This is a genomic window from Mesorhizobium sp. Root157 (assembly GCF_001427385.1).
Classification (GTDB): Bacteria; Pseudomonadota; Alphaproteobacteria; order Rhizobiales; family Rhizobiaceae; genus Mesorhizobium.
This window is the reverse complement of record NZ_LMGJ01000012.1, coordinates 145,326-168,523: the sequence shown is the minus strand read 5'-3', so window position 1 is coordinate 168,523 and position 23,198 is coordinate 145,326. Positions and strand designations below refer to the sequence as shown.

Below are 23,198 nucleotides of genomic sequence, written 5' to 3'. Positions count from 1 at the left end.
CCCTTGCCCAGTTGAAACACGCCCACTGGCCGGATTGCCGTCCTCATACCCAATTGGCTATGAGGGAAGGCCAAGAGGGGCCGTCATGACAACACGCGACACAACGACCTTGGGCGGCATCGCCCGCAGCCGCATCGAGCAGATGCGCGAGGCGGAAGCCGTGGCGTTCCGCACGGCGCGCCCGAAAAGCGAGGCCAGGATCGGCAACGGCATCGAAGGCTTTCTCGGCGGCGTGCCGATGCATTGGATGAAGGATTGGCCGACGCCCTTCCCGATCCTCGTCGATCAGGCCAGGGGTGCCACCATCACCGACATCGACGGCAACAGGCTGGACGATTTCTGCCTTGGCGATACCGGCTCGATGTTCGGCCACTCGCCACCGCCGGTCACCCGCGCCATTCGCCGGCAGGCGGGACGCGGTCTCACTTACATGCTGCCCTCCGACGACGCTCTGGCCATCGGCCCGCTGTTGCAGGAGCGGTTCGGCCTGCCGTTCTGGCAGATCGCCACGACTGCCACCGACGCCAACCGTTTCGCGCTGCGCGTGGCCCGCGCGGTTACGGCGCGCGAAACCGTCCTCGTCTTCAACGGCTGCTATCATGGCTCGGTGGACGAGACGATGGTGCGGCTGAAGGCAGGCCGCGCCATCAATCGCCCCGGCCTTGCCGGCGAATTCCGCGACCTGACCCGCGCGACGCGCATCGTCGAGTTCAACGACATCCCGGCGCTTGAAGCCGCGCTGAAAGACAAATCCGTCGCCTGTGTCATCACCGAGCCGGTGCTGACCAATTCCTGCATGGTACTGCCCGATCCCCGTTTCCACGACGCGCTGCGCCGGCAGACGCGCGATGCTGGTACGCTGCTTCTCATCGACGAGACGCATACGATTTCGACCGGTCCTGGCGGCTACACCAGGGTCCACGGACTGGAGCCGGATTTGTTCGTGCTCGGCAAGCCGATTGCCGGTGGTATCCCGGCCAGCATCTGGGGCATGAGCGACGAGGTGGCCTCACGTTTCGCCGCCTATGAACGGACCAAGGAGCCTGGCTACTCCGGCATGGGCACGACGCTGTCGGCCAATCCGTTGCAGTTCGCGGCGATGCGGGCGGCACTCGAAGAGGTGATGACGGCCAAAAACTACGCCCATATGGAGCATCTGGCGCGACGGCTCGATGCCGGGCTGACGGCAGTCATCGACCGCAACAGGCTGCCGTGGCATGTGGCGCGTGTCGGCGCCCGCGTCGAGTTCATCTGCGCGCCCGGCCCGCTCAAGAATGGCGGCGAAGCGGAAGGCGCGCATGCGCCGGAACTCGAGGCGGCAATTCACGTCGCGCTGGTCAATCGCGGCGTGCTGATCGCGCCGTTCCACAACATGATGCTGATCTCGCCCGCCACCCGAGCCGCACAGGTCAACCGGCTGGTCTCGGCCTTTGGCGAGGTTGCCGCGAAACTGGCGGCGTGAGAAAAGCAGATATCGTCCAACAGAGTTTCATCATGACCTCACCTTCGGGCTCGATGCCCAGCGAAGCCAAGGCTTTTCTCGACCAGCATCCGCAGATCGAAGCCTTCGACATCGTGCTGACCGACGCCAACGGCATCGGGCGAGGCAAGATCGTGCGCCGGCACGAATTGATGAGCATCTATGAGGGCGGACGGCATATGCCGATCTCGATCCTCGGCCTCGACATCACCGGCGAGGACGTGCACGAGACCGGCCTGATCTGGGACTCCGGCGACGGCGACCTGCGCGCCTGGCCGATCCCCGGCACGCTGACGCCGCTTTTCGGCACCAAGCCGCCGCGCGGCCAGGTGTTGATGGCGATGTACCACCTCGACGGCGCGCCCATGACCTCCGATCCGCGCCTTGCGCTGGCGAGGCAGGTCGAGGCATTGGCGAAAAAGGGCCTGCACCCGGCCGGCGCATTCGAACTGGAGTTCTTCCTGCTGTCGAACGAGCGCGATGCCGAGGGCAAGGTACAGCCCGCCCGCGCGGTTCTCGATGGCCGCAAGAGCGGCAAGACCGAGGTCTATTCCGTCGACCATCTGCACGGCATGGAGCCGCTGTTTTCCGACATCTATGCCGCCGCGAAGCAACAGGGCGTCCCGACCGAAACGGTCATCTCCGAATACGCGCCGGGCCAGTACGAACTGACACTGAACTACCGCAAGGATGTGATGCGGGCAGCCGATGACCTCATCTTATTGAAGCGCATCGTGCGGGCACAGGCACGCCGCCACGGCGTCACCGCCTGCTTCATGGCCAAGCCGATCGAGAAGTATGCGGGTTCCGGCATGCATTTCCACGTCTCGCTGCTCAACGGGAAAGGCCGAAACGTCTTTACGGAAACGGACGGCGAAACCCGGTCGCTGCCCTTGCTCCAAGGTTTGGGCGGGCTTATCCAGACCATGGCGGAATCCATGCTGGTGTTTGCGCCGCACGCCAATTCGTGGCGGCGGTTCGTGTCGCAATCTTATGCGCCGGTAGCGCCGACATGGGGCGTCAACAACCGCTCGGTGGCGTTGCGCGTGCCGGCCGGTGACGCGAAAAGCCGGCGCATCGAGCACCGGCCTTCAGGCGTCGACGCCAATCCCTATCTGGTGGCCGCGACCGTTTTGGCGGGCATCGTCAAAGGGCTGGACGAAGGCCTCGATCCCGGCCCCGAAACAACCGGCAACGGCTATGAAGCAGTTGAAACGCGCACCACGATGCCGGTCGACTGGCGCGCCGCAATCGAGGCGGCAAAGGCTTCGTCCTTTCTGAAAGGTGCGCTGGGAGAAGACCTGCACCGCACCTTCGTGGCGATCAAGCAATCCGAATATCTGAGGGTCGCCCGCACCGTCAGCGAACTCGACTACCACCTCTATTTGCACGAGGTGTGAGGCAAATCGCGGCCCGGCAATCGGGCGCAGGCCAGCCTTTATCTTATCAGGATCGCCCGCAAATCGTTGACGTTGGTGCCGGTCGGGCCGGGAACGAACAGGTCGCCGACCGCGTTGAAAGCCGTCCAGGCGTTATTGCCGGCCAGCATCGCCTTGGCATCGACGCCGGCCGCGCGCATGCGGGCCACTGTGGAACCATTGGCGAAGGCGCCGGCATTGTCTTCCGAGCCGTCGATGCCGTCGGTGTCGGCGGCAAGTGCCTCGATGCCGTCATGGCCGTCGATGCCGATGGCGAAGGCGAGCAGGAATTCGCTGTTGCGGCCGCCCTTGCCTTTTGCCTTCAACGTCACCGTCGTTTCGCCGCCGGACAATAGCAGCACCGGCTTCTTGAACGGACGGTTGCGGGTGGCGATCTCGCGGGCGATTGCCGCATGGATCGCACCGACCTCGCGCGCCTCGCCTTCCATGGAATCCGACAGGATGACCGCCTCGATGCCTTGCCGCTTGGCCTCGGCAGCGGCAGCTTCCAGCGACACGGCGGCGGAAGCGATGACCTTGACTTCGTTGCGGGCGAATATCGCATCGCCGGGACGAGGCGCATCGGCTACGGGCGAATTGATGTGCGCCATGACAGCCGCCGGCAATTTGATCGCGTAGGTTTCGATGGCTTTCAGGGCGTCGGCGCGGCTTCCCGTACTAGGCACGGTCGGACCTGAAGCCACCAGCGACGGGTCGTCGCCGGGAATGTCCGACACCACCAGCGACACCACCCTGGCCGGATGAGCCGCGGCGGCGAGCCGGCCGCCCTTGATGTTGGAAAGGTGCTTGCGGATGGTGTTCATCGCGGCAATCGGCGCGCCGGAGGCCAGCAGTGCCTCGTTGACGGCAATCTCGTCGGCCAGGGTCAGGCCACCAGCCGGGGCCGGCAGCAAGGCAGAGCCGCCGCCGCAGACCAGCGCGATCACCAGATCGTCCTCGCTCAGGCCGGAAACCTTCTCCATCAACCGCCGAGCGGCTTCGAGCCCCGCCGCATCCGGAACCGGGTGCGCCGCCTCGACCACTTCAAGGTGTTTCGTCGGCGCACCGTATCCGTAGCGGGTAACGATCAACCCATCGACCGGCCCGTCCCAAACCTTCTCGAAGGCGGCGGCCATCTGCGCCGCGCCCTTGCCCAGGCCGATGACGATGGTCCTGCCTTTCGGCCTGGCCGGCAGATGATCGCGAATGGTCTTTTCCGGATCGGCGGCGGCAACGGCGGCGTCGAAGATGGATGTCAGGAAGCGCTTGGAATCCATGCAGGGGGTCGCTCTTCTAGTTGGATTTCTGGGCAGGCAAGGTCAGTTCGTTGCGGTCGTGGCCGAGATGGTCGCACAAGGCATCCACCACGATGCCATGATCGTCACGCTCCGGCAGGCCCGACACGGCGATGACGCCGATGACGCCGGCGCCCTTGACCTCAATGGGAAAGCCGCCGCCGGCAAGCACGTAGTCGGCACTATCCAGCCCCTCGCCGACCCTGAAGGTTCGATCGGGGCGTTCCTGCTCCAGCACCATGCGGTACGTGCTTTTAAGGAAGCGCTTGACGACGTTGATCTTGCGCCGCGCCCAGTCGGGATTGGCGCCGTTGGAACCCGGCATCGCGGCATAAAACAGGGGGCGATCGAAGGTGCGGATATCGACGACGATCGGCAGGCTTTCCTTGAGCGCCCGCGTCCGGATGGCGGAACCAATGGCAAAGGCCGCCTGCTCGTCGAACACGTCGAAGACAAGCCTCGCCTCCTGGCGTTTGATGGTCTCGATATCGTCGGCGACGGCCATCGGCACTCCTCCCGGAAAGTCGCCAGACGCTTTCGCCGATCAGTGCCGTCGGGTCAAGCAGGAGTTGGGCCGAGCAGGTGAATCGATTCAGGCGGCGAGTTCGCTCTTGGCCGGGTTTCCGGCGACATAAACCTCGGCTACCACGCGGTCATCGCCTACCGTCTGTAACAGGAAAAGCTCTTCGGCCAGCGTCTTGACCGTCTCCATTCTCAGCCGCATGACCGGCGTTGCGCCGGCGTCGAGCACGATGATGTCGGCGTCGGTACCCGGCTCCAGCGTGCCTACCTTGTCCGCAATCGACAGCGCCTCTGCATTGCCGCGCGTGATCTGCCAGAACGACTGGAACGGGTTCAGTTTCTCGCCCTGCAGTGCGATGACCTTGTAGCCTTCATCCATGGTGCGCAGCATCGAATAGTTGGTGCCGCCGCCGACATCGGTGGCGGTTGCGATGCGAACCGGGTTATCGCGCGAGCGCAGCCGCTGGTAAGGAAACAGCCCCGAGCCGAGGAACAGGTTCGAGGTCGGGCAGAACACCGCAATCGAACCGGAACCCGACAGCGCATCCGCCTCGCGTTCCGAAAGATGGATACAATGGCCGAGCAAGGTCTTCGACCCCAGCAAGCCATAGTGCTCGTAAACGTCGGTGTAATCCTTCGACCTCGGGAAAAGCTCCTGGGTGAAGGCGATCTCGGCGTGGTTTTCCGACAGATGGGTCTGGATATGCAGATCGGGGAACTCGCGCGCCAATGCGCCCGCCATCTCCATCTGCTGAGGCGAGGACGTGATGGCGAAGCGCGGCGTGATGGCATAAAGCTGGCGGCCCTTGCCGTGCCATTCGCCGATCAATGCCTTGGTGTCGTCGTAACTTGATTGCGGCGTGTCGGTGACGCCGTCCGGGGCGTTGCGGTCCATCATCACCTTGCCGGCGATATTGAGCATGTTGCGCCCGTGCGACTCGGCAAAGAAGGCTTCGGCGGATGCCTTGTGGACCGAGCAATAGGCCGCGACGGTCGTGGTGCCGTGGCGGATCACCTCGTCCAGGAACAGGCGCGCTATGCGGCGGCCGTGCTGCGCGTCCTGGAACTTGGTTTCTTCTGGAAAAGTGTAGGTGTTCAGCCACTCCAGCAGTTCGGCGCCATAGCTGGCAATGACCTGCATCTGCGGGAAATGCATATGCGCGTCGATAAAGCCCGGCATAAGGAGATGCGGGCGATGGTCTGTGACCTTGACCCCCTCACCCGCCTGTTTCTCAATTTCTGCATAGGGGCCGGCGGCAACGATCTTGCCGTCGCGCAACAACAGCCCGCCGTCTTCCTCATAAGCATAGGCGGCATGGTCGTCGATCGTGTCGGGCCAACGGATGAAGGTCAGCGTGCGCCCGCGCAGGAGGGTGGTGGTCATGCTACCGGCCGTCACTTCTTCGCTTCCTCGAACCAGGCAACCAGCATGGCGCGTTCCTTGTCGGTCATCTGGGTGACGTTGGCCGGAGGCATGGCATGGCTGCGGCCGGCCTGCAGGTAGATTTCCTTGGCGTGCGCGGCGATACCGGCATCGGTGTCGAGCATCACGCCCTTGGGCGCATGGTAGATGCCCTCATAGGAAGGCTCAGTGGCATGGCACATGGCGCAGCGGCCAAGCACGGTGTCGCGCACGGCGGGAAAGTGAGTGGAAACGACGTACTGTTCGCCCGCCGCACTCACCTTGGCTTCGCCAGTCAGCACCTTAGGCACGGTCGAAAGCCAGATGATGACGATGAACAGGATGCCGGCGGCGAGCCAGGTCCATGTCGGGTTGCCCTTGCGGGCATGCTGGGTGTTGAAGAAATGGCGGATCAGCACGCCGATGATGAACACCAGCGAGGCGATGACCCAGTTGAACTCGGTGCCGAATGCCAGCGGATAGTGGTTCGACAGCATCAGGAACAGGACGGGCAGGGTCAGGTAATTGTTGTGCAGCGAGCGCTGCTTGGCGATCTTGCCGTATTTCGGGTCCGGCTTGCGGCCGGCGATGAGGTCGGCGACGACGATCTTCTGGTTGGGGATGATGACCATGAAGACGTTGGCCGACATGATGGTCGCGGTAATGGCGCCCAGATGAAGGAAGGCGGCGCGGCCGGTGAACAGATGCGTCAGCCCCCAGGCAATGAAAACCAGCACGCAGTAGAGGAACAGCATCAGGCCGGTGTCGCTCTTGCCGAGGAAGAGCTTGCACAAAAGATCGTAGAACACCCAGCCGACGCCGATGGTGGCCAGCGAAATGGCGATGCCGACCGGCACGGACACGTCGAGCACGTTGGGATCGATGAGGAAAAGATCGGCGCCCGCATAGTAGACCACGCACAGGAGGGCGAAGCCCGACAGCCAGGTGGCGTAGGATTCCCATTTGAACCAGGTCAGGTGCTCCGGCATCTCGGCCGGTGCGACGAGGTATTTCTGGATGTGGTAGAAGCCGCCCCCGTGAACCTGCCACTCCTCGCCAAAGGCTCCGGCGGGAAGGTTCGGCCGCTGGCGCAGCCCAAGGTCCAGCGCCACGAAATAGAACGACGAACCGATCCAGGCGATGGCGGTAATGACGTGCAGCCAGCGCACACCGAACGCCAGCCAATCCCAGAAAATCACGAAGTCCAGCATGCTCCATCCCTTCTCGCCGAAGCTCGGACATTACGTGGAGTGCACGCTAAACGGAAAGAGGCGGGAAACACGATGACTTTCAAAAAAAAATGTAAAATACTAGGGTCACTTTACGCAGCCAGATGAGAGCCACGAAACCAGCGCATGGCCTATCTCGACAATATCGCCGTCTTCGTCCGCGTTGTGGAGCTTGGCAACCTTTCCGCGGCGGGGCGCGACATGCGCATTTCACCAGCGGTTGCGTCCAACCGCATCAAGGAACTGGAAAAATACCTCGGCGTGAGGCTGTTCAACCGCACCACCCGCCAACTCATGCCCACGGAACACGGAACGGTGTTCTACGGTGGCGCCAAGCAGGTTCTAGACGCGATCACCGAGGCGGAAGCGGCAGTCTCCGCCCTCTCCGGCCAGCCGCGCGGCACCATCCGCGTCACCGCCCCGCTCGGGCTCGGCCGCCGGCTGATCGCCTCCGGCATTCCGGATTTCCACGATAAGTACCCCGACATCGAGGTCCGCCTGAGGCTGTCTGACCACACTGTCGATATCCTGAAGGAAGGCATCGACGTTGCCTTCCGGCTTGGCGTCATCGAGGATTCGTCGCTGCGCCTGCGCGGCATCCTGGATTGCGAGCGCGTGCTGGTTGCCTCTCCCGAATATCTGCAAACGCGCGGAGAACCGACCGATGTCCAGGAACTGGTCGGCAGGAAGCACGACTGCCTGATGCTGCGCTATCCCGGTTCGCGCGAGTTCTACTGGATATTGCAGACGGAGAACGGACCGCAGAAATTCGAATTCCAGGGTCCGTTCGACAGCGACGACGGCGACGTCTTGACCGGCTGGGCGCTGGCCGGACGCGGTATCGTCAACAAGCCGCGCTTCGAGGTCGAGCCTTATCTGCGCGACGGGCGCCTGCGCGTCATCCTGACCAAGTCACCGCCGGTGCCGGTGCAGCTTGCAGCGGTTTATCCGCACAAGAAGCTGCAGGACCCAAAGGTGCGCCTGCTGCTCGATTTCATGGCCGAACGCTGCCAAAAACTGATCAAGGAACTGCTTGCGGGCAAATAGCCGCATTCCCTTGAGGAACCGGATCGCAAGCCGCACATTAAGACGTGAAGCAGGCGGCAATCAATTCGACGCCGTTTGCCGCTCACCTGAGTTCCGTGCATCCAAGCGGACGCATGGGCTCCAGCATTTGATCCAGCATCGGAACGATCCGGAAGACCGGATTTTCTTTTCGGTCCGGTGCCCCAGCCTATGGAGTTCCTGATGCCGTCTCACCCCACACATAACGACCTCAAGTCCAACGCCAAGAAGGTTTCGATTGAAATCCTCAATGCACGGCTTGCCGACGCAATCGATCTGGCGTTGATCACCAAGCAGGCTCACTGGAACGTCAAGGGGCCGCAATTCATCGCCATCCATGAGATGCTGGACGGCTTCCGCGCCGAACTGGACGTGCATGTCGACACCATTGCCGAACGGGTCGTGCAAATTGGCGGCACCGCCATCGGCACGACACAGGCCGTCGCCAAGGCTACGCCGCTGAAGCCCTATCCGACCGATATCTACAAGACGACGGACCACCTCGCCGCTCTGATCGAGCGTTACGCCGTCGCGGCAAACAACGCGCGTTCCGCCATCGACGAAACGGACGAGGCGGGCGATGCCGACGCCGCCGACATCTTGACGGGCTATTCGCGCTCGCTGGACAAGGCTTTGTGGTTCCTGGAAGCCCATACCCAGGAAAAGGAGTGATCAGCCGGCCGCTCGCGTCCTTACGCCGGGCGCTGGCGCCGGTTGAAGGGCAAAAGCCGTCATGATCTCGGCTGCGGCCAGTGCTGCGATTACGGTGGGACGCTTGTCCTTCACACCATCGCCGCCGATCGGCGATACGAGGCGGGCAAACTCCGCCTCGGTGCCGCCGGCGGTTTTCAGGAACCAGCTTTTGAAGGTGGCCTTCTTGGTCTTGGACCCGATCATGCCCACGTAAGCCGTGTCGGTTCGCTGCAACGCCTCGGCCACGATGAGGAAATCAAGCGCATGGTCATGGGTCAGCACGGCAAATGCCGAGCATGAAGGCGCATCCCTGACCACGTCCTCGGGGACTGGCGTCAACCGGGCCTCGACACCTTCCGGCAGACCTTCCAGCGCATCGGCACGTGTATCCACCACGATGGTGCGCACCGGCATCAAGGCGCAGGACGCGGCCATCGCATGGCCGACATGGCCGCCGCCGAAAATGTAGAGGTGCGGCAAGCGTTCCTCCTCACCTTCTTCCCGCTGCACCAGGTCGGCCGCGATCTCCGGGTCGCCAAGACGAATGGATACCGCTACCCGGCCGCCGCAGCACTGGCCGATTTCCGGGCCGAGCGGGATATCGAGGGTCGTGGCAAGCCGATCGGCATCGAACAGAGGAGCGCCCGTGCTTTTTCCCCGCCGGGGAGACAGCAACTGCCGGGCCTTGTCGATGGCCATGTATTCGAGTTGCCCGCCGCCGATGGTGCCATGTGTGCCGGTGGTGGAAACCAGCATCGTCGTCCCCGTCTCACGCGGAGTGGAGCCCTTCGCGTCCGCCACCTCGACCAGCGCGAAGCGTTGCGCGCCGGCGAGAAAGGCTTTGAGGCTTTGCAGTTTCGAGGTCATGGTCGTCATTCCCTCATGGGAATATAGCAGATACCGGGTTCAATTGCTTCATCGGCACGCGATCAGGCCGCGCCGCGCCCTTCCGTCCGCAGCCTCTCGATCGCCATCAGCACGCGCTCAGGCGTCGCCGGTGCATCGAGGCGCGGGCAGATCTTGTGGCCGGCCACACTCGCCACCGCATCCGACAGGGCATGCAGGACCGACAGGCCTAGCGGCAGCGGCGGCTCGCCTACGGCCTTCGAGCGATGGATCGTCGGCTCGTAGGCCTGCGACCAATCGGTCAACGCGACATTGAATATCTTGGGGCGATCCGAAGCGAGCGGAATCTTGTAAGTCGAAGGCGCGTGGGTGCGCAGCCTTCCCTTGTCGTCCCAGACAAGCTCCTCCGTCGTCAGCCAGCCCATGCCCTGCACGAAGCCGCCTTCGATCTGGCCGATGTCGATGGCCGGATTGAGCGAGCGGCCGGTGTCATGCAGGATGTCGGTGCGCTCGACCACATATTCGCCGGTCAGCGTATCCACCGAAACTTCGGAACAGGCTGCGCCATAGGCGTAGTAGTAGAAGGCGTGGCCCCTGCCACGGCTGCGGTCCCAATGGATTTTCGGCGTCTTGTAGAAGCCCGCCGCCGATAGATGCACGCGCGCCATGTAGGCCTGCCTGACCAGTTCGGCGAAGCTGATTTCCTCATTGCCGACCCGAACCCGGTTGGGCAGGAACACGACCTGATCCTTTGGAATCTGGTGCGCTTCGGCGGCGAAGTCGATGAGGCGGTTCTTGATCTGGCGCGCCGCATCCTGCGCGGCCATGCCGTTCAGGTCAGCGCCTGACGACGCTGCGGTCGGCGAGGTGTTGGGAACCTTGGCCGTGGTGGTGGCGGTGATCTTCACCTGGTCGATATCGATCTGGAATTCCTCGGCCACCACCTGCGCCACCTTCAGGTGCAGGCCCTGCCCCATCTCGGTGCCGCCGTGGTTCATGTGCACCGAACCATCGGTGTAGACATGGACCAGCGCGCCGGCCTGGTTGGACTCCGTCTTGGTGAACGAGATGCCGAACTTGACCGGGGTCAGCGCCATACCGCGCTTGATGTAGCGGCTGTTGGCATTGAACGCCGCGATCTCGCGGCGGCGGCCGGCATAATCGGCGCTCTCTTCCAGTTCCGCGACGATGCGCTGGATGATGCAGTCCTCGACCTTCTGGTGATAGGGCGTGACGTTGCGATGGCCTTTCGTGCCCATCGCGTCATAGAAATTGAGCTTGCGGATTTCGAGCGGGTCCTTGCCCACGGCGAAAGCCACTTCGTCGATGACGCGTTCGGCCCCGACCATGCCTTGCGGGCCGCCGAAACCGCGAAAGGCGGTGTTGGACACCGTATTGGTGTAAAGCGGCGCCGACCGCGCATGCACATGCGGATAGTAATAGGCGTTGTCGCAATGAAACAGTGCGCGGTCGCCGACCGGGCCAGACAGGTCGGCCGAGAACCCGCTGCGCAGCGCATACATGTAGTCGATGCCGAGGATGTTGCCCTCTTCGTCGAAGCCGACATCGTAGTCGATGACGAAATCGTGCCGCTTGCCGGTCGCGGTCATATCCTCGTCGCGGTCCATGCGGACCTTGACGGCGCGCTTCAGCTTCTTGGCGGCAATGGCGGCAAGCGCCGCGCACTGGTTGGCCTGGGTTTCCTTGCCGCCGAAGCCGCCCCCCATGCGGCGCACCTCCACCGTCACGGCGTGGCTCGGCACGCCCAGCGCATGGGCAACCAGGTGCTGGGTTTCGCTCGGACCCTGCGTCGAGCAATGCACGATGACTTCATCATCTTCACCCGGCACGGCAAGCGACACCTGGCCTTCGAGATAGAAATGGTCCTGGCCGCCAAGGCGCATGCGTCCGGTGATACGGCGGGGCGCATCATTGATCGCGGCCTCCGCATCGCCGCGCTTCAGGACCAGCCGCGTGGTGACCAGTTTGTCCTTGACCGGGTCGAGGTTCCAGATATCGACGATTGCCGGTAGCTCTTCATATTCGATCCTGGCCAAGCTCGCGGCATGGCGGGCCTGCTCGCGCGTTTTTGCGATCACGCAAAAGATCGGCTGGCCGTGGAATTCGACCTTGCCTTCCGCCAGGATCGGATCGTCGTGCATGCCGCTGGGCGAGATGTCGTTTTCGCCGGGAACGTCGGCATAGGTCAGCACATCGACGACGCCGGGTGCTGCGCGCACCGCCGACAAATCGACCGATTTCAACAACGCATGGGTAGCCGAGGACAGGCCGAAGCCGGCGTGCAGCGTGCCCGCCGGCTCGGCGATGTCGTCGATGTAGACGGCCGCGCCGGTGACATGCTTGTGAGCCGAGTCGTGACGCTGGCCGGTGTGGACACCGCCGGCGATCTTTTCTGCCTTGAGATTTGGGGAATGCTTGGTCATGACCATCTGCCTCACGCGGCCCGGTGCCGCGAAACCTGGGTCGGTGCGCCGCCGGCTTGGGTTTCGGCGAAGAAGCGGCGCAGCAAGTTCTTCGACGCCAGCATGCGGTATTCCGCCGTGGCGCGCATGTCGCTCAGCGGCGCGAAATCCCGCGAATAGGCTTCCAGAGCGGCCTCAACCGTTGCTTCTGTCCACGGCTTGCCTGCAAGCGCTGCCTCCACGGCCTTGGCCCGTTTGGGCGTGGCCGCCATGCCGCCATAGGCGATGCGGATCGCGGCGACCGTATTGTCCGGCGCCAGTTTCATATGGAAGGCGCCAAGGGCGGCGGTAATGTCTTCGTCGCGGCGCTTGGAAATCTTGTAGGCGGCAAAGAATTCGTCCTTGGCCGGCACCGGAACATGCACGGCCTCGACGAATTCCCCCGGCTGGCGATCCTGCTTGCCATAGGCAATGAAGAAATCTTCGAGCGGAATGGTTCGCCTTTCCCTGCCCTTGCGCAGCGTCAGGCGCGCGCCGAGCGCGATCAGCGGCGGCGGCGTGTCGCCGATCGGCGACCCGTTGGCGATGTTGCCGCCGATGGTGCCCATGTTGCGCACCTGCTGGCCGCCGATGCGGTCGATCAGGGTGCCAAGCGCCCGAATCCTGGCGGCAAGCAATTCGAACGCTTCCGTATAGGTGACGCCGGCGCCGATGGAGATGACGCCGTCGCGCTCGCTGATGGAACGCAACCCTTCGACATTGCCGATGAACACCGCCGGCGAGATGTCGCGCATCATCTTGGTCACCCACAACCCGACATCGGTCGAGCCGGCGACCACCGTCGACTTCGGCTCGGCTTCCAGAATGGCCGCGAGGTCGTCGACATCGGCGGGGATGATGAGGCGGTGCTTGCCTTCGCCGATCTCGACCCGTGTGCCGTCATCCATAGCGCTCAGCCGCACGATGATCGCCGCACGCTCCTTCGCCAGCGGATCGTTGGCGGCCTTGCCGTAGCTCGAAATGGCGCGGCCGGCGCGCATGATCGCCTCGTAGCCGGTGCAGCGGCACAAATTGCCCTGCAATGCCTTTTCGATGTCGAGGTCGGAAGGCTGGGGTGTCTCCATCCACAGGCCATAGAGGGACATCACGAAGCCCGGCGTGCAGAAGCCGCATTGCGAGCCGTGGAAATCGACCATCGCCTGCTGGACCGGGTGCAGCCTGGCGGCGTCGGCTGCCAGATGCTCGACCGTTACCACATGGCAGGCGTCGAGCGAGCCGACAAAGCGGATGCAGGCATTGACGCTTTCATAGACCAGGCCGCTACCGACCCGCTTGCCGACCAAAACGGTGCAGGCGCCGCAGTCGCCCTCGGCGCAGCCTTCCTTGGTACCCACCAGGCTCTTCGACAGGCGCAGCCAGTCGAGCAGCGTCAGGTCGGGCGCGACATCCTTGAGCGACACGTCGCGGTCGTTGAGGATGAAGCGGATTTCGTCGCGAATTTTCACGCCAGCCATGTCAGCTCCCCCTGTAGGTCGAATATCCGTAGGGCGAGATCAGAAGCGGGACATGGTAGTGTTTTTGCTCCGCCATGCCGAAGCGGATCGGCACACGGTCAAGGAAGGCGGGCTCGGGCAGCGTAGTGCCCTGCCGCCGCAGATAGTCGCCGGCTGCGAACACCAATTCGTATTCACCGGTGCGGAAATCGCCACCGGCCAGAAGCGGGGCGTCGCATCGGCCATCCGCATTGGTGACGACGGTCTTGAGATGGGTGCGCGTTTCGCCGGCCACCTTGAAGAACTCGATCGAAAGGCCTTCAGCGGGCTTGCCGCTGGCCGTATCGAGGACATGCGTCGTCAAACGCCCGCCCTCAGCTTGCGCGGTTCCTCCCAATTGATCGCCTCCCATTCCGGTCCATTCAAACACGAGAGATTGGATTGTGCGCCATTTAACCGCGTAGCATAAGGGCCGGTCGGGCCGGGCGGCCCAAAAACACTTTCAAAATTTTTGAGGGGAATGTCCGCCATCCCCTTTGATAGTCTCTACTACGGCATTTTCGAAGCGGGAGAGGTTTGTGATGCGTTATCAGCGTGACATGCGCGGCTATGGCGCCAACCCGCCGGACCCGAAATGGCCGGACGGTGCGCATGTCGCAGTCCAATTCGTCGTCAATTTTGAAGAAGGCGGCGAAAACTGCATCCTGCATGGCGACAAGGCTTCCGAGGCTTTCCTGTCGGAGATCACCGGTGCCTCACCGTGGGTCGGCCAGCGCCACTGGAACATGGAATCGATCTACGAATACGGCGCGCGCGCCGGCTTCTGGCGGGTCCATCGCCTGTTCACCGAGGCCAATGTGCCTGCCACCTGCTACGGCGTGGCCAGCGCGCTGGCGCGATCGCCCGACCAGTTGACGGCCATGCAGGAGGCTGGCTGGGAGATCGCAACGCACGGGCTGAAATGGGTCGACTACCGCGACCACTCTCCCGAAGACGAGCGCCGGGATATCGAGGAATCGATCCGGCTGCACACCGAAGTCACCGGCGAGCGGCCGACCGGCTGGTACACCGGCCGCACGTCGGAAAACACGGTGCGGCTGGTTGCCGAGGCGGGCGGCTTTGCCTACTGCTCCGACACCTATGACGACGACCTGCCCTACTGGATCAACCATGACGGCCACGGCAACGCCATGGAGCCGCTGCTCATCATCCCCTATACGCTCGACGCCAACGACATGCGCTTCGGCATCCAGGCCGGGTTTTCGAACGGCGAGCAGTTCTTCACCTACCTGAAGGATGCCTTCGACACGCTCTACGAAGAAGGCATGAACGGCCGGCCGAAAATGATGACCATCGGCCTGCATTGCCGGCTCATCGGCCGGCCCGGCCGTTTCGGCGCGCTGAAGCGCTTCATCGAATACGTCAAAAGCCATGACAAGGTTTGGCTGGCGCGGCGCATCGACATCGCCCGCCACTGGCACGAGCACCATCCCTACGAGGCAGCAGCCCTTCGCCCTTCGCGCATGAGCAAGGCCGACTTCGTGAAAAGCTTCGGCGGCGTGTTCGAGCATTCGCCGTGGATCGCGGAACGCGCCTACAAGCTGGAACTCGGCCCCGCACATGACAGCGCAGGCGGCCTGCACAACGCACTTTGCCGCGTGTTCAGGTCGGCCACCGATACGGAACGGCTTGGCGTGCTCAAGGCGCACCCGGACCTTGCCGGCAAGCTGGCGGCGGCGAAGCAACTGACGCCCGAATCGACCAGGGAACAGGCTTCCGCAGGGCTTGACGCCCTCACGGACAAGGAGCGCGAACTGTTTTCCAAGCTCAACGCCGCCTATGTCACCAATTTCGGCTTCCCCTTCATCATCGCCGCCAAGGGCCGGACCAAGGAAGAAATCCTCGCCGAGTTCGAGACCCGCATCGGCAACGACCGCGAAACCGAACTCCGGACCGCCTGCAAGCAGGTCGAGCGCATCGCCCTGCTGCGCCTCAAAGACATGCTGCCGCTCTAAGATTCAATCGATGGATAAGAAAACCATGGCCGACCGCACCTATTATGCCCCGCAAGGCGGACTTCCGCCGCAAAGCGATCTGGTCACCGACCGCGCCGTCTTCACCGAAGCCTATGCCGTCATTCCGAAGCGGGAGTTCAGCGATATCGTCGCCAGCTTCCTGCCCTTCTGGGACAAGACACGGGCGTGGATCATCGCCCGCCCGCTCTCCGGCTTTGCCGAGACCTTCTCGCAATACATCATGGAGGTTCAACCCGGCGGCGGCAGCGACCGGCCCGAGCCTGATGCCGGGGCCGAGGGCGTGCTGTTCGTCGTCGAAGGCGAGGTCACGGTCACGCTTGGCGGCGAGGCGCACAGGCTGACGCCGGGCGGCTACGCCTTCCTGCCGCCGGCCAGCGACTGGCGCCTGCGCAACAACGGCAGCGGCGCGGCGCGTTTTCACTGGGTGCGCAAGGCCTATGAATTCGTCGACGGCCTCGAAGCGCCGCAAGCGATTTTCGCCAACGAGAACGACATCGCCCCGCTTGCCATGCCCGACACCCATGGCGGCTGGGCAACGACGCGCTTCGTCGATCCGTCGGATCTGCGCCACGACATGCACGTGACCATCGTCACGCTGAAGCCGGGTGCGGTCATCCCCTTCCCCGAAACCCACGTCATGGAGCACGGCCTCTACGTGCTCGAAGGCAAGGCCGTCTACCGGCTGAACCAGGACTGGGTGGAAGTGCAGGCCGGCGACTATATGTGGCTGCGCGCCTTCTGCCCGCAGGCCTGCTATGCCGGCGGTCCTGGCAATTTCCGCTATCTGCTCTACAAGGACGTCAACCGCCACCCCAGGCTCGGCGGCACCTTCGCGCCGAGGCGCGCGCCATGACCCGCATTGCCGCCCAGCCGCTGACGCGCGAAAGCTTTGCCGCTTTCGGCGACGTGATCGATGTGGAAACCAGCAACCACTACCCGATCAACGACGGCAAGTGCGAGCGCTACCATGACCTTGCCCGGCCGGACGTGACGGGGCCGAATGCGCGCGTGCTGATTTCCATCGCGCGCGGCACGCCCTACGAATTCCCGCTCAAGCTGACCATGGTCGAGCGCCATCCTTTGGGCAGCCAGGCTTTCATTCCGATGTCGCCCAAGCCGTTCGTCGTGATCGTGTGCCCCGACGACGGACCGGACGGGCCAGGCACGCCGCAAGCATTCCTGACGGCCCCCGGCCAAGGCGTGAATTATCGCCGAAATGTGTGGCACGGCGTGCTCACGCCGGTCGGCGAAACCCAGGATTTTGTCATGGTCGACCGTGGCGGCGACGGGTCGAACCTTGAGGAATTCTACTTCTCGCATCCCTACGAGGTCCATCTGCCTGACGGATTCAAGCCATGAGCGATGCCTCGTTGATCGATCGCCTGCTCGATGTCGTGGAGCACGATATCGTGCCGAAAACCGCAGACGGCGTGAGACAGGGCAACAAGCTGTTCGGCGCGGCGATCCTCAGAAAGAGCGATCGCTCACTGATCATCGCCGAAACCAACAACGAGATCGAGAACCCTCTGTGGCATGGCGAGATCCACTGCCTGAAGCGGTTCTACGAGATGCCGAAGGCCGAACGCGTCGATACCAGCGACGCCATCTTCGTCGCCACGCACGAACCCTGTTCGCTGTGCCTGTCGGCGATCACCTGGGCCGGTTTCGACAATTTCTACTATCTGTTCAGCCATGAGGATTCGCGCGACAGCTTCGCCATTCCGCATGACCTGAAGATCCTGAAAGAAGTGTTCAGGCTCGATCCCGGCGGTTACAATGCCGAGAACGCCTATTGGAAAAGCTTCTCGATCCGCAAGCTGGTGCGCGAACTGCCGCCGGCCGACCGCACCCGCCTTGAAGCGCGCATAGAGGCGATCTCAAGGCGCTACGACGCGCTTTCCGATACGTATCAGGCTAGCAAGGCCGACAACGACATCCCGCTCAACTGACCGTTGTTCCTGCGGCAAGCGCGCATGCCGGCGCGACCTGCATTGCGACGTCTCGATTCATCCCCTCGTTCGACACTTGCGCACGAGCAGCCTTGATAATCTCGGCAAACCCCGCGACTTTGCCCTTCAACGCAATCAGTGATTGAATAATCATTGGTCCAAGCGCGACATGCGATTTACGCCACGCGATGTCGCATTCGGTCTTGCGTCCAGCTTGACCTTGCCGTCATTATTCAAGGCAAATGAATAACTAAGAAAACGGACCACAAGGTCCAACCACAGAGTGAGGAGCCTCAGCATGTCCAATGAACTCGAATTCCTAAGCCGCCGTGTCGCGACCGGAAAACTTAGCCGGCGCGATTTTCTTGGCCGTGCTGCTGCACTGGGAGTGAGTGCGGCTTTTGCCAACACGCTGCTTTCGGACGCGGCGCTCGCCGAAGGCCCGGTCAAGGGCGGTGTGCTCAAGGCCGGCCTGCAGGGTGGCGAATCCTCCAACGTTCTCGACCCGGCCCTGAACCTCAGCCAGGTGAACTTCTCCTTCGGCAAGGCGTGGGGCGAGTTGCTGGTCGAACTGAACCCCGACGGCAGCCTCGAGAACCGCATCGCCGAAGACATCGGTTCATCTGACGACGCCAAAGTCTGGACCATGAAAATCCGCAAAGGTATCGAATTCCACGACGGCAAGACCGTTTCGGCCGAGGACGTGGTCGCCACGCTTGAGCGCCACAGCGACGAAAAGTCGAAATCGGCGGCCCTCGGCATCCTGCAGGGCATCGATAGCATGAAGGCCAGCGGCGACGAGGTCGTCATCTCGCTGAAAGACCCGAACGCCGACTTCCCCTATCTGATGGCCGACTACCATCTGGTCATTCAGCCCAATGGCGGCAAGGACAATCCTAATGCCGGCATCAGTGCCGGCCCCTACAAGGTGACCATCGACGAGCCGGGTGTGCGCTATGGCGGCGAAAAGTTCGCCAACTACTGGCAGGGCGACAAGCTCGGCCACGCAGCTCAGATCGAGATCGTCGTCATCAACGACGCGACCGCACGCACCGCAGCCCTACAGGGCGGTCAGGTCAACATGATCAACCGCGTCGAGCCGAAGGTCGTCGATCTGGTCAAGCGCGTGCCGGGCGTGACCATCCAGAACGTCTCCGGACGCGGCTTCTACCCGTTCAACATGTTCTGCGACACCGCACCCTTCGACAACAACGATTTGCGCATGGCGCTGAAGCTGGCCATGGACCGCGAGGAACTGCTGGACAAGATCCTGCGCGGCTACGGCAAGGTCGGCAACGACATTCCGGTCAACGAAGCCTATCCGCTGTTCCCCGACGACCTCGAACAGCGCAAGTTCGACCCCGAGAAGGCGGCCGAATTCTACAAGAAGTCGGGCCATTCCGGCTCGATCCTGCTGCGCACTTCCGACGTCGCCTTCCCCGGTGCCGTCGATGCGGCACAGCTTTATCAGCAGAGCTGCGCCAAGGCGGGCATCCAGATCGAGATCAAGCGCGAACCGGGCGACGGCTACTGGTCGGAAGTCTGGAACAAGCAGCCCTTCTCGCTTTCCTATTGGGGAGGGCGGGCAACGCAGGACCAGATGTATTCCACGGCCTATGTTTCAGGGGCCGACTGGAACGACACGCGCTTCAAGCGGCCGGACTTCGACAAGATGGTGTTGACCGCGCGCGGCGAACTCGACCAGGACAAGCGCAAGGGCATGTATCGCGACATCGCCATGGTGATGCGCGACGAGGGCGGCCTGCTGGTTCCGTTCTTCAACCAGTATATCGACGCCTCCGGCAAGGGCGTGCAGGGCTGGGTGAACAATCCCGCGCAGGAAATGTGCGGCGGCTACGCGCTGTCGCTCTGCTGGCTAGAAGCTTAAGGCCGGCCGTGAGCGCATGTCCTCACCCATCCTGAAACTGGTGGCCCAGCGCGTTGCGCTGGGCATCCTTCTCCTGCTGGCCGTTTCGGTCCTGATTTTCGCCGGCACCCAGGTGCTGCCCGGCGATGTCGCGCAGTCCATCCTGGGCCAGGCGGCCACGCCGGAATCGCTCGCCAATCTGAGGGCGGAACTGGGGCTGAACGATCCGGCCTATATCCGTTACTTCCGATGGCTGGGCGGCGTCATGACCGGCGATCTCGGCACGGCGCTTTCGAGCGGGCAGGATATCGCCACCTCGATCGGCGGGCGGCTGTGGAACACGCTGTTTCTTGCCTTCTGCGCCGCGCTCATATCGGTGCCGCTGGCGATCCTTCTCGGGCTTCTGGCCGTGCGCTACCGCAACGGCTGGGTCGACAAGCTGATTTCGGGCCTGGCGCTCGCCTCGACCTCGTTTCCCGAATTCTTCATCGGCTATCTGCTCGTCTATTTCTTTGCCGTGCAGTGGCAGATATTCCCCGGCATCTCCACCGTCTATGACGGCATGCCGTTCCTCGAGCGAATGCAGGCGATCGCGCTGCCGGCGGCGGCGCTGACGCTGGTCGTTCTGGCGCAGATGATGCGCATGACACGCGCCGCCATCCTCAACGTCATGCAGTCGGCCTATGTCGAGACGGCCGAACTCAAGGGCCTGTCGGCGTTTTCCATTATCCGCAAGCACGCTTTGCCCAACGCGGTTGCCCCGATCATCAATGTCGTGATGCTCAACCTTGCCTATCTGATCGTCGGCGTCGTCGTGGTCGAAGTCATCTTCGTCTATCCCGGGATGGGCCAGTATCTCGTCGATCACGTCTCCAAACGCGACGTGCCGGTCGTTCAGGCCGTCGGGCTGATCTTCGCCGCCGTCTACATCGCGCTCAACATCGTTGCGGATATCGCGTCCATCGTCGCAAATCCGCGCCTCAGACATCCGAAGTAGGGCGGCGCCATGCTGGACATCAAACGCATCCCCATTCCGGCACTGATAGGGATCGTCCTGACGGTCCTGTTCGTCATCGCGGCGGTCTTCGCGCCGTGGATCGCCCCTTATGGCAATGCACAAATCGTTGGCGACGTCTGGCAGCCCATGTCGGATCAATTCTGGCTTGGCACCGACAATCTCGGCCGGGATCTTCTGTCGCGCATGATCTACGGTGCGCGCACCACGATCTTCATCGCGGTTCTGGCCACGGCCCTGTCGTTTACGCTGGGCGCTACGCTGGGCTTTTGCGCGGCGGTTCTGGGTGGCTGGTTCGACACGCTGATGTCGCGTTTCGTCGACCTCTTGATGGCGATCCCGACGCTGATCTTCGCGCTCGTCGTGCTGTCGGTGCTGCCTTCCACGCTGGTCACGCTGATCCTGGTCATGGGCATACTGGACTCCACGCGCGTCTACCGGCTGTCGCGCGCCATCGCCGTCGATATCGAGGTCATGGACTTCGTCGAGGCAGCCAAGCTGCGCGGCGAAGGCATGCGTTGGATCATCTTTCGCGAAATCCTGCCCAATGCGCTCTCCCCGCTGATCTCGGAACTCGGCTTGCGCTTCATCTATGCTATCCTGTTCCTGTCGGCCCTGTCCTTCCTCGGGCTGGGCGTCCAGCCGCCGGACGCCGACTGGGGCGGCATGGTCAAGGAAAACAAGGACGGCATCGTCTTTGGCATCGGGGCGGCCCTCATCCCGGCTGCCGCGATCGCCATGCTGGCCATCTCAGTCAACCTGGTTGCCGACTGGGTTCTCAACCGCACGGCCGACCTCAAGGGGGGACGTGGAAATGGCTGATAAAAAGTCCAACCTCCTGCTCGACATCCGCAATCTGCGCATCGAGGCGACGGTCTATCCACCCGGCGAGCCGCCGAAGAACATCGTCATCGTTCACGATGTGTCGCTGACGCTGGAAAAGGGCAAGGTGCTTGGCCTGATCGGCGAATCGGGGGCCGGAAAATCGACCATCGGCCTGTCGTCGATGGGCTATGGACGCGGCGGTGTTCGCATCACCGGCGGCGAGGTTCTCCTGAACGGCCGCGATATATTGAAGGGTGGCAAGCAGGGCCTGCGCAAGCTGCGCGGGCACGAAGTATGCTACGTCGCGCAGTCGGCGGCCGCCGCCTTCAACCCAGCCCACCGTCTCATGGACCAGGTTGTCGAGGCAACCCTTTTGCATGGCAGGGCGACGCGCGCCGAAGCCGAGAAGCGGGCCATCAAGCTGTTCAAGGCGCTCAGCCTGCCCGATCCCGAACATATCGGAGAACGCTTCCCGCATCAGGTTTCCGGCGGTCAGTTGCAGCGCGTGATGACGGCCATGGCGCTGTGCTCCGAGCCCGATCTGATCGTCTTCGACGAGCCGACCACTGCGCTCGACGTGACGACGCAGATCGACGTGCTGGCGGCGATCAAGGTGGCCATCCGCGAGACGGGGGTGGCGGCGCTTTACATCACCCACGATCTTGCCGTCGTCGCCCAGGTGTCCGACGAAATCATGGTGCTTCGCCATGGACGGCTGGTCGAATGGGGCGGCACCCGCCAGATTATCAAGGAGCCGCGGCAGGACTATACCAACGCGCTGGTTTCGGTGCACGAGATCGAGCACGAGGAAAAGAAGCCGGGTACGGCATCGTTCCTGTCGGTCAAGAACGTCACGGCGGCCTATGGCGGCGGCAAGGTCAAGGTTCTGAAAAACGTCTCGGTCGACATCTACCCCGGCCAGACGCTGGCGGTCGTCGGCGAATCCGGTTCGGGCAAGTCGACACTGGCGCGCGCCGTCACCGGGCTGCTGCCGCCCGAACAAGGCTCCATCACCTTTGACGGCCGGCCGCTGGCCAACCGGCTTGCCGACCGGCCAAAGGAAGATCTGCGGCAGTTGCAAATGATCTACCAGATGGCCGATGTGGCCATGAACCCGCGCCAGACCGTCGGCACAATCATCGGGAGGCCTCTGGAGTTCTATTTCGGCATGCGCGGGCGCGAACGCGATGCGCGCGTCAACGAACTGCTCGACAAGATCGAGATGGGCAAGGGCTTCAACGACCGCTATCCGGCCGAGTTGTCAGGCGGGCAGAAGCAGCGCGTCTGTATTGCGCGTTCGCTGGCGGCCAAGCCCAAGCTCATCATCTGCGACGAGGTGACATCCGCCCTCGACCCGCTGGTGGCAAACGGCATCCTCAAGCTGCTGCTCGACCTGCAGGCGGAAGAAAACGTCGCCTATCTGTTCATCACCCACGATCTCGCCACGGTGAAGTCGATCGCCGATTCGATCGCGGTGATGTATCGCGGCGAGGTGGTGCGCTACGGACCGAAGTCCGAAGTGCTGAAGCCTCCCTTTGACGCCTACACCGATCTACTTCTGTCCTCCGTGCCCGAAATGGAAATGGGCTGGCTGGAAAAGGCGATCAAGAACCGGCGCATGGAGAGCGCGGGAAATTAGT

Annotated in this window: 20 protein-coding genes; 12 read left to right on the top strand and 8 right to left on the bottom strand. The window is 63.0% G+C overall.

Annotated elements, in window-relative coordinates; genetic code table 11:
* The first annotated feature begins 85 nt into the window (after positions 1-85).
* Together ASD64_RS08810 and ASD64_RS08805 are read left to right on the top strand one after the other, a co-directional pair.
* Positions 86-1,462 (top strand): aspartate aminotransferase family protein, encoded by a 1,377-nt coding sequence (locus ASD64_RS08810; RefSeq protein ID WP_056103800.1) that lies wholly within the window; start codon positions 86-88, stop codon positions 1,460-1,462.
* Positions 1,463-1,494: 32 nt separating this feature from the next.
* Positions 1,495-2,880 (top strand): glutamine synthetase family protein, encoded by a 1,386-nt coding sequence (locus ASD64_RS08805; protein ID WP_056104966.1) that lies wholly within the window; start codon positions 1,495-1,497, stop codon positions 2,878-2,880.
* A 38-nt stretch (positions 2,881-2,918) separates the two neighbouring features.
* Here ASD64_RS08805 and ASD64_RS08800 read toward each other — a convergent pair whose 3' ends face one another.
* From ASD64_RS08800 to ASD64_RS08785, 4 genes are all read right to left on the bottom strand, one after another.
* Positions 2,919-4,175 (bottom strand): glycerate kinase, encoded by a 1,257-nt coding sequence (locus ASD64_RS08800; protein ID WP_056103797.1) that lies wholly within the window; start codon positions 4,173-4,175, stop codon positions 2,919-2,921.
* Positions 4,176-4,191: 16 nt separating this feature from the next.
* A complete protein-coding gene (locus ASD64_RS08795; protein WP_056103793.1) occupies positions 4,192-4,698 on the bottom strand; it encodes a heme-degrading domain-containing protein in 507 nt (168 codons plus the stop codon).
* 87 nt (positions 4,699-4,785) lie between these two features.
* Positions 4,786-6,099 (bottom strand): guanine deaminase, encoded by a 1,314-nt coding sequence (gene guaD / locus ASD64_RS08790; RefSeq protein ID WP_056104964.1) that lies wholly within the window; start codon positions 6,097-6,099, stop codon positions 4,786-4,788.
* Positions 6,100-6,110: 11 nt separating this feature from the next.
* The gene (locus ASD64_RS08785; protein WP_056103790.1) at positions 6,111-7,328 is read right to left on the bottom strand and encodes a urate hydroxylase PuuD; all 1,218 of its coding nucleotides are present in this window, start codon (positions 7,326-7,328) and stop codon (positions 6,111-6,113) included.
* 144 nt (positions 7,329-7,472) lie between these two features.
* Between ASD64_RS08785 and ASD64_RS08780 the strand changes: the two genes are divergently transcribed.
* Both ASD64_RS08780 and dps read left to right on the top strand, forming a co-directional pair.
* Positions 7,473-8,393 carry a LysR family transcriptional regulator gene (locus ASD64_RS08780; RefSeq protein ID WP_056103787.1) on the top strand — a complete coding sequence of 307 codons (921 nt, stop codon included), beginning with the start codon at positions 7,473-7,475 and terminating at the stop codon, positions 8,391-8,393.
* 201 nt (positions 8,394-8,594) lie between these two features.
* Positions 8,595-9,083 (top strand): DNA starvation/stationary phase protection protein Dps, encoded by a 489-nt coding sequence (dps, locus tag ASD64_RS08775; protein WP_056104962.1) that lies wholly within the window; start codon positions 8,595-8,597, stop codon positions 9,081-9,083.
* Here the strand turns inward: dps and xdhC are convergent, their stop codons facing one another.
* From xdhC to uraH, 4 genes are all read right to left on the bottom strand, one after another.
* Entirely contained in the window at positions 9,084-9,971 is an 888-nt protein-coding gene (gene xdhC, locus ASD64_RS08770; protein WP_056104961.1) for a xanthine dehydrogenase accessory protein XdhC, read from the bottom strand. It abuts the gene before it with no gap.
* A gap of 62 nt (positions 9,972-10,033) precedes the next feature.
* Positions 10,034-12,394 carry a xanthine dehydrogenase molybdopterin binding subunit gene (xdhB, locus tag ASD64_RS08765; RefSeq protein WP_056104958.1) on the bottom strand — a complete coding sequence of 787 codons (2,361 nt, stop codon included), beginning with the start codon at positions 12,392-12,394 and terminating at the stop codon, positions 10,034-10,036.
* 11 nt (positions 12,395-12,405) lie between these two features.
* Complete coding sequence (gene xdhA / locus ASD64_RS08760) at positions 12,406-13,887, bottom strand: xanthine dehydrogenase small subunit (protein ID WP_056103783.1); 1,482 nt, start codon at positions 13,885-13,887, stop codon at positions 12,406-12,408.
* 1 nt (position 13,888) lies between these two features.
* A complete protein-coding gene (gene uraH, locus ASD64_RS08755) occupies positions 13,889-14,278 on the bottom strand; it encodes a hydroxyisourate hydrolase (protein ID WP_056103778.1) in 390 nt (129 codons plus the stop codon).
* 169 nt (positions 14,279-14,447) lie between these two features.
* On the opposite strand from uraH, the gene puuE reads away from it, so the two are divergent.
* The 8 genes from puuE (at position 14,448) to ASD64_RS08715 (ending at position 23,197) form a co-directional block, all read left to right on the top strand.
* On the top strand, positions 14,448-15,881 hold the full coding sequence (gene puuE, locus ASD64_RS08750; RefSeq protein WP_056103775.1) for an allantoinase PuuE: 1,434 nt from the start codon (positions 14,448-14,450) through the stop codon (positions 15,879-15,881).
* 25 nt (positions 15,882-15,906) lie between these two features.
* Positions 15,907-16,755, top strand: coding sequence for a bifunctional allantoicase/(S)-ureidoglycine aminohydrolase (locus tag ASD64_RS08745; protein ID WP_056104957.1), 849 nt, complete (start codon positions 15,907-15,909; stop codon positions 16,753-16,755).
* Positions 16,752-17,261 (top strand): ureidoglycolate lyase, encoded by a 510-nt coding sequence (locus ASD64_RS08740; RefSeq protein ID WP_056103772.1) that lies wholly within the window; start codon positions 16,752-16,754, stop codon positions 17,259-17,261. Before ASD64_RS08745 ends, ASD64_RS08740 begins: the two co-directional genes overlap by 4 nt.
* A complete protein-coding gene (locus ASD64_RS08735) occupies positions 17,258-17,851 on the top strand; it encodes a nucleoside deaminase (protein WP_056103769.1) in 594 nt (197 codons plus the stop codon). Before ASD64_RS08740 ends, ASD64_RS08735 begins: the two co-directional genes overlap by 4 nt.
* Before the next feature lie 298 nt (positions 17,852-18,149).
* Positions 18,150-19,739 (top strand): ABC transporter substrate-binding protein, encoded by a 1,590-nt coding sequence (locus tag ASD64_RS08730; RefSeq protein ID WP_056103765.1) that lies wholly within the window; start codon positions 18,150-18,152, stop codon positions 19,737-19,739.
* A gap of 16 nt (positions 19,740-19,755) precedes the next feature.
* The gene (locus tag ASD64_RS08725) at positions 19,756-20,715 is read left to right on the top strand and encodes an ABC transporter permease (protein WP_056103762.1); all 960 of its coding nucleotides are present in this window, start codon (positions 19,756-19,758) and stop codon (positions 20,713-20,715) included.
* 9 nt (positions 20,716-20,724) lie between these two features.
* The gene (locus ASD64_RS08720; RefSeq protein WP_056103758.1) at positions 20,725-21,555 is read left to right on the top strand and encodes an ABC transporter permease; all 831 of its coding nucleotides are present in this window, start codon (positions 20,725-20,727) and stop codon (positions 21,553-21,555) included.
* On the top strand, positions 21,548-23,197 hold the full coding sequence (locus ASD64_RS08715) for an ABC transporter ATP-binding protein (protein ID WP_056104955.1): 1,650 nt from the start codon (positions 21,548-21,550) through the stop codon (positions 23,195-23,197). The genes ASD64_RS08720 and ASD64_RS08715 overlap by 8 nt, the downstream gene beginning before the upstream one ends.
* Position 23,198: the final 1 nt, after the last annotated feature.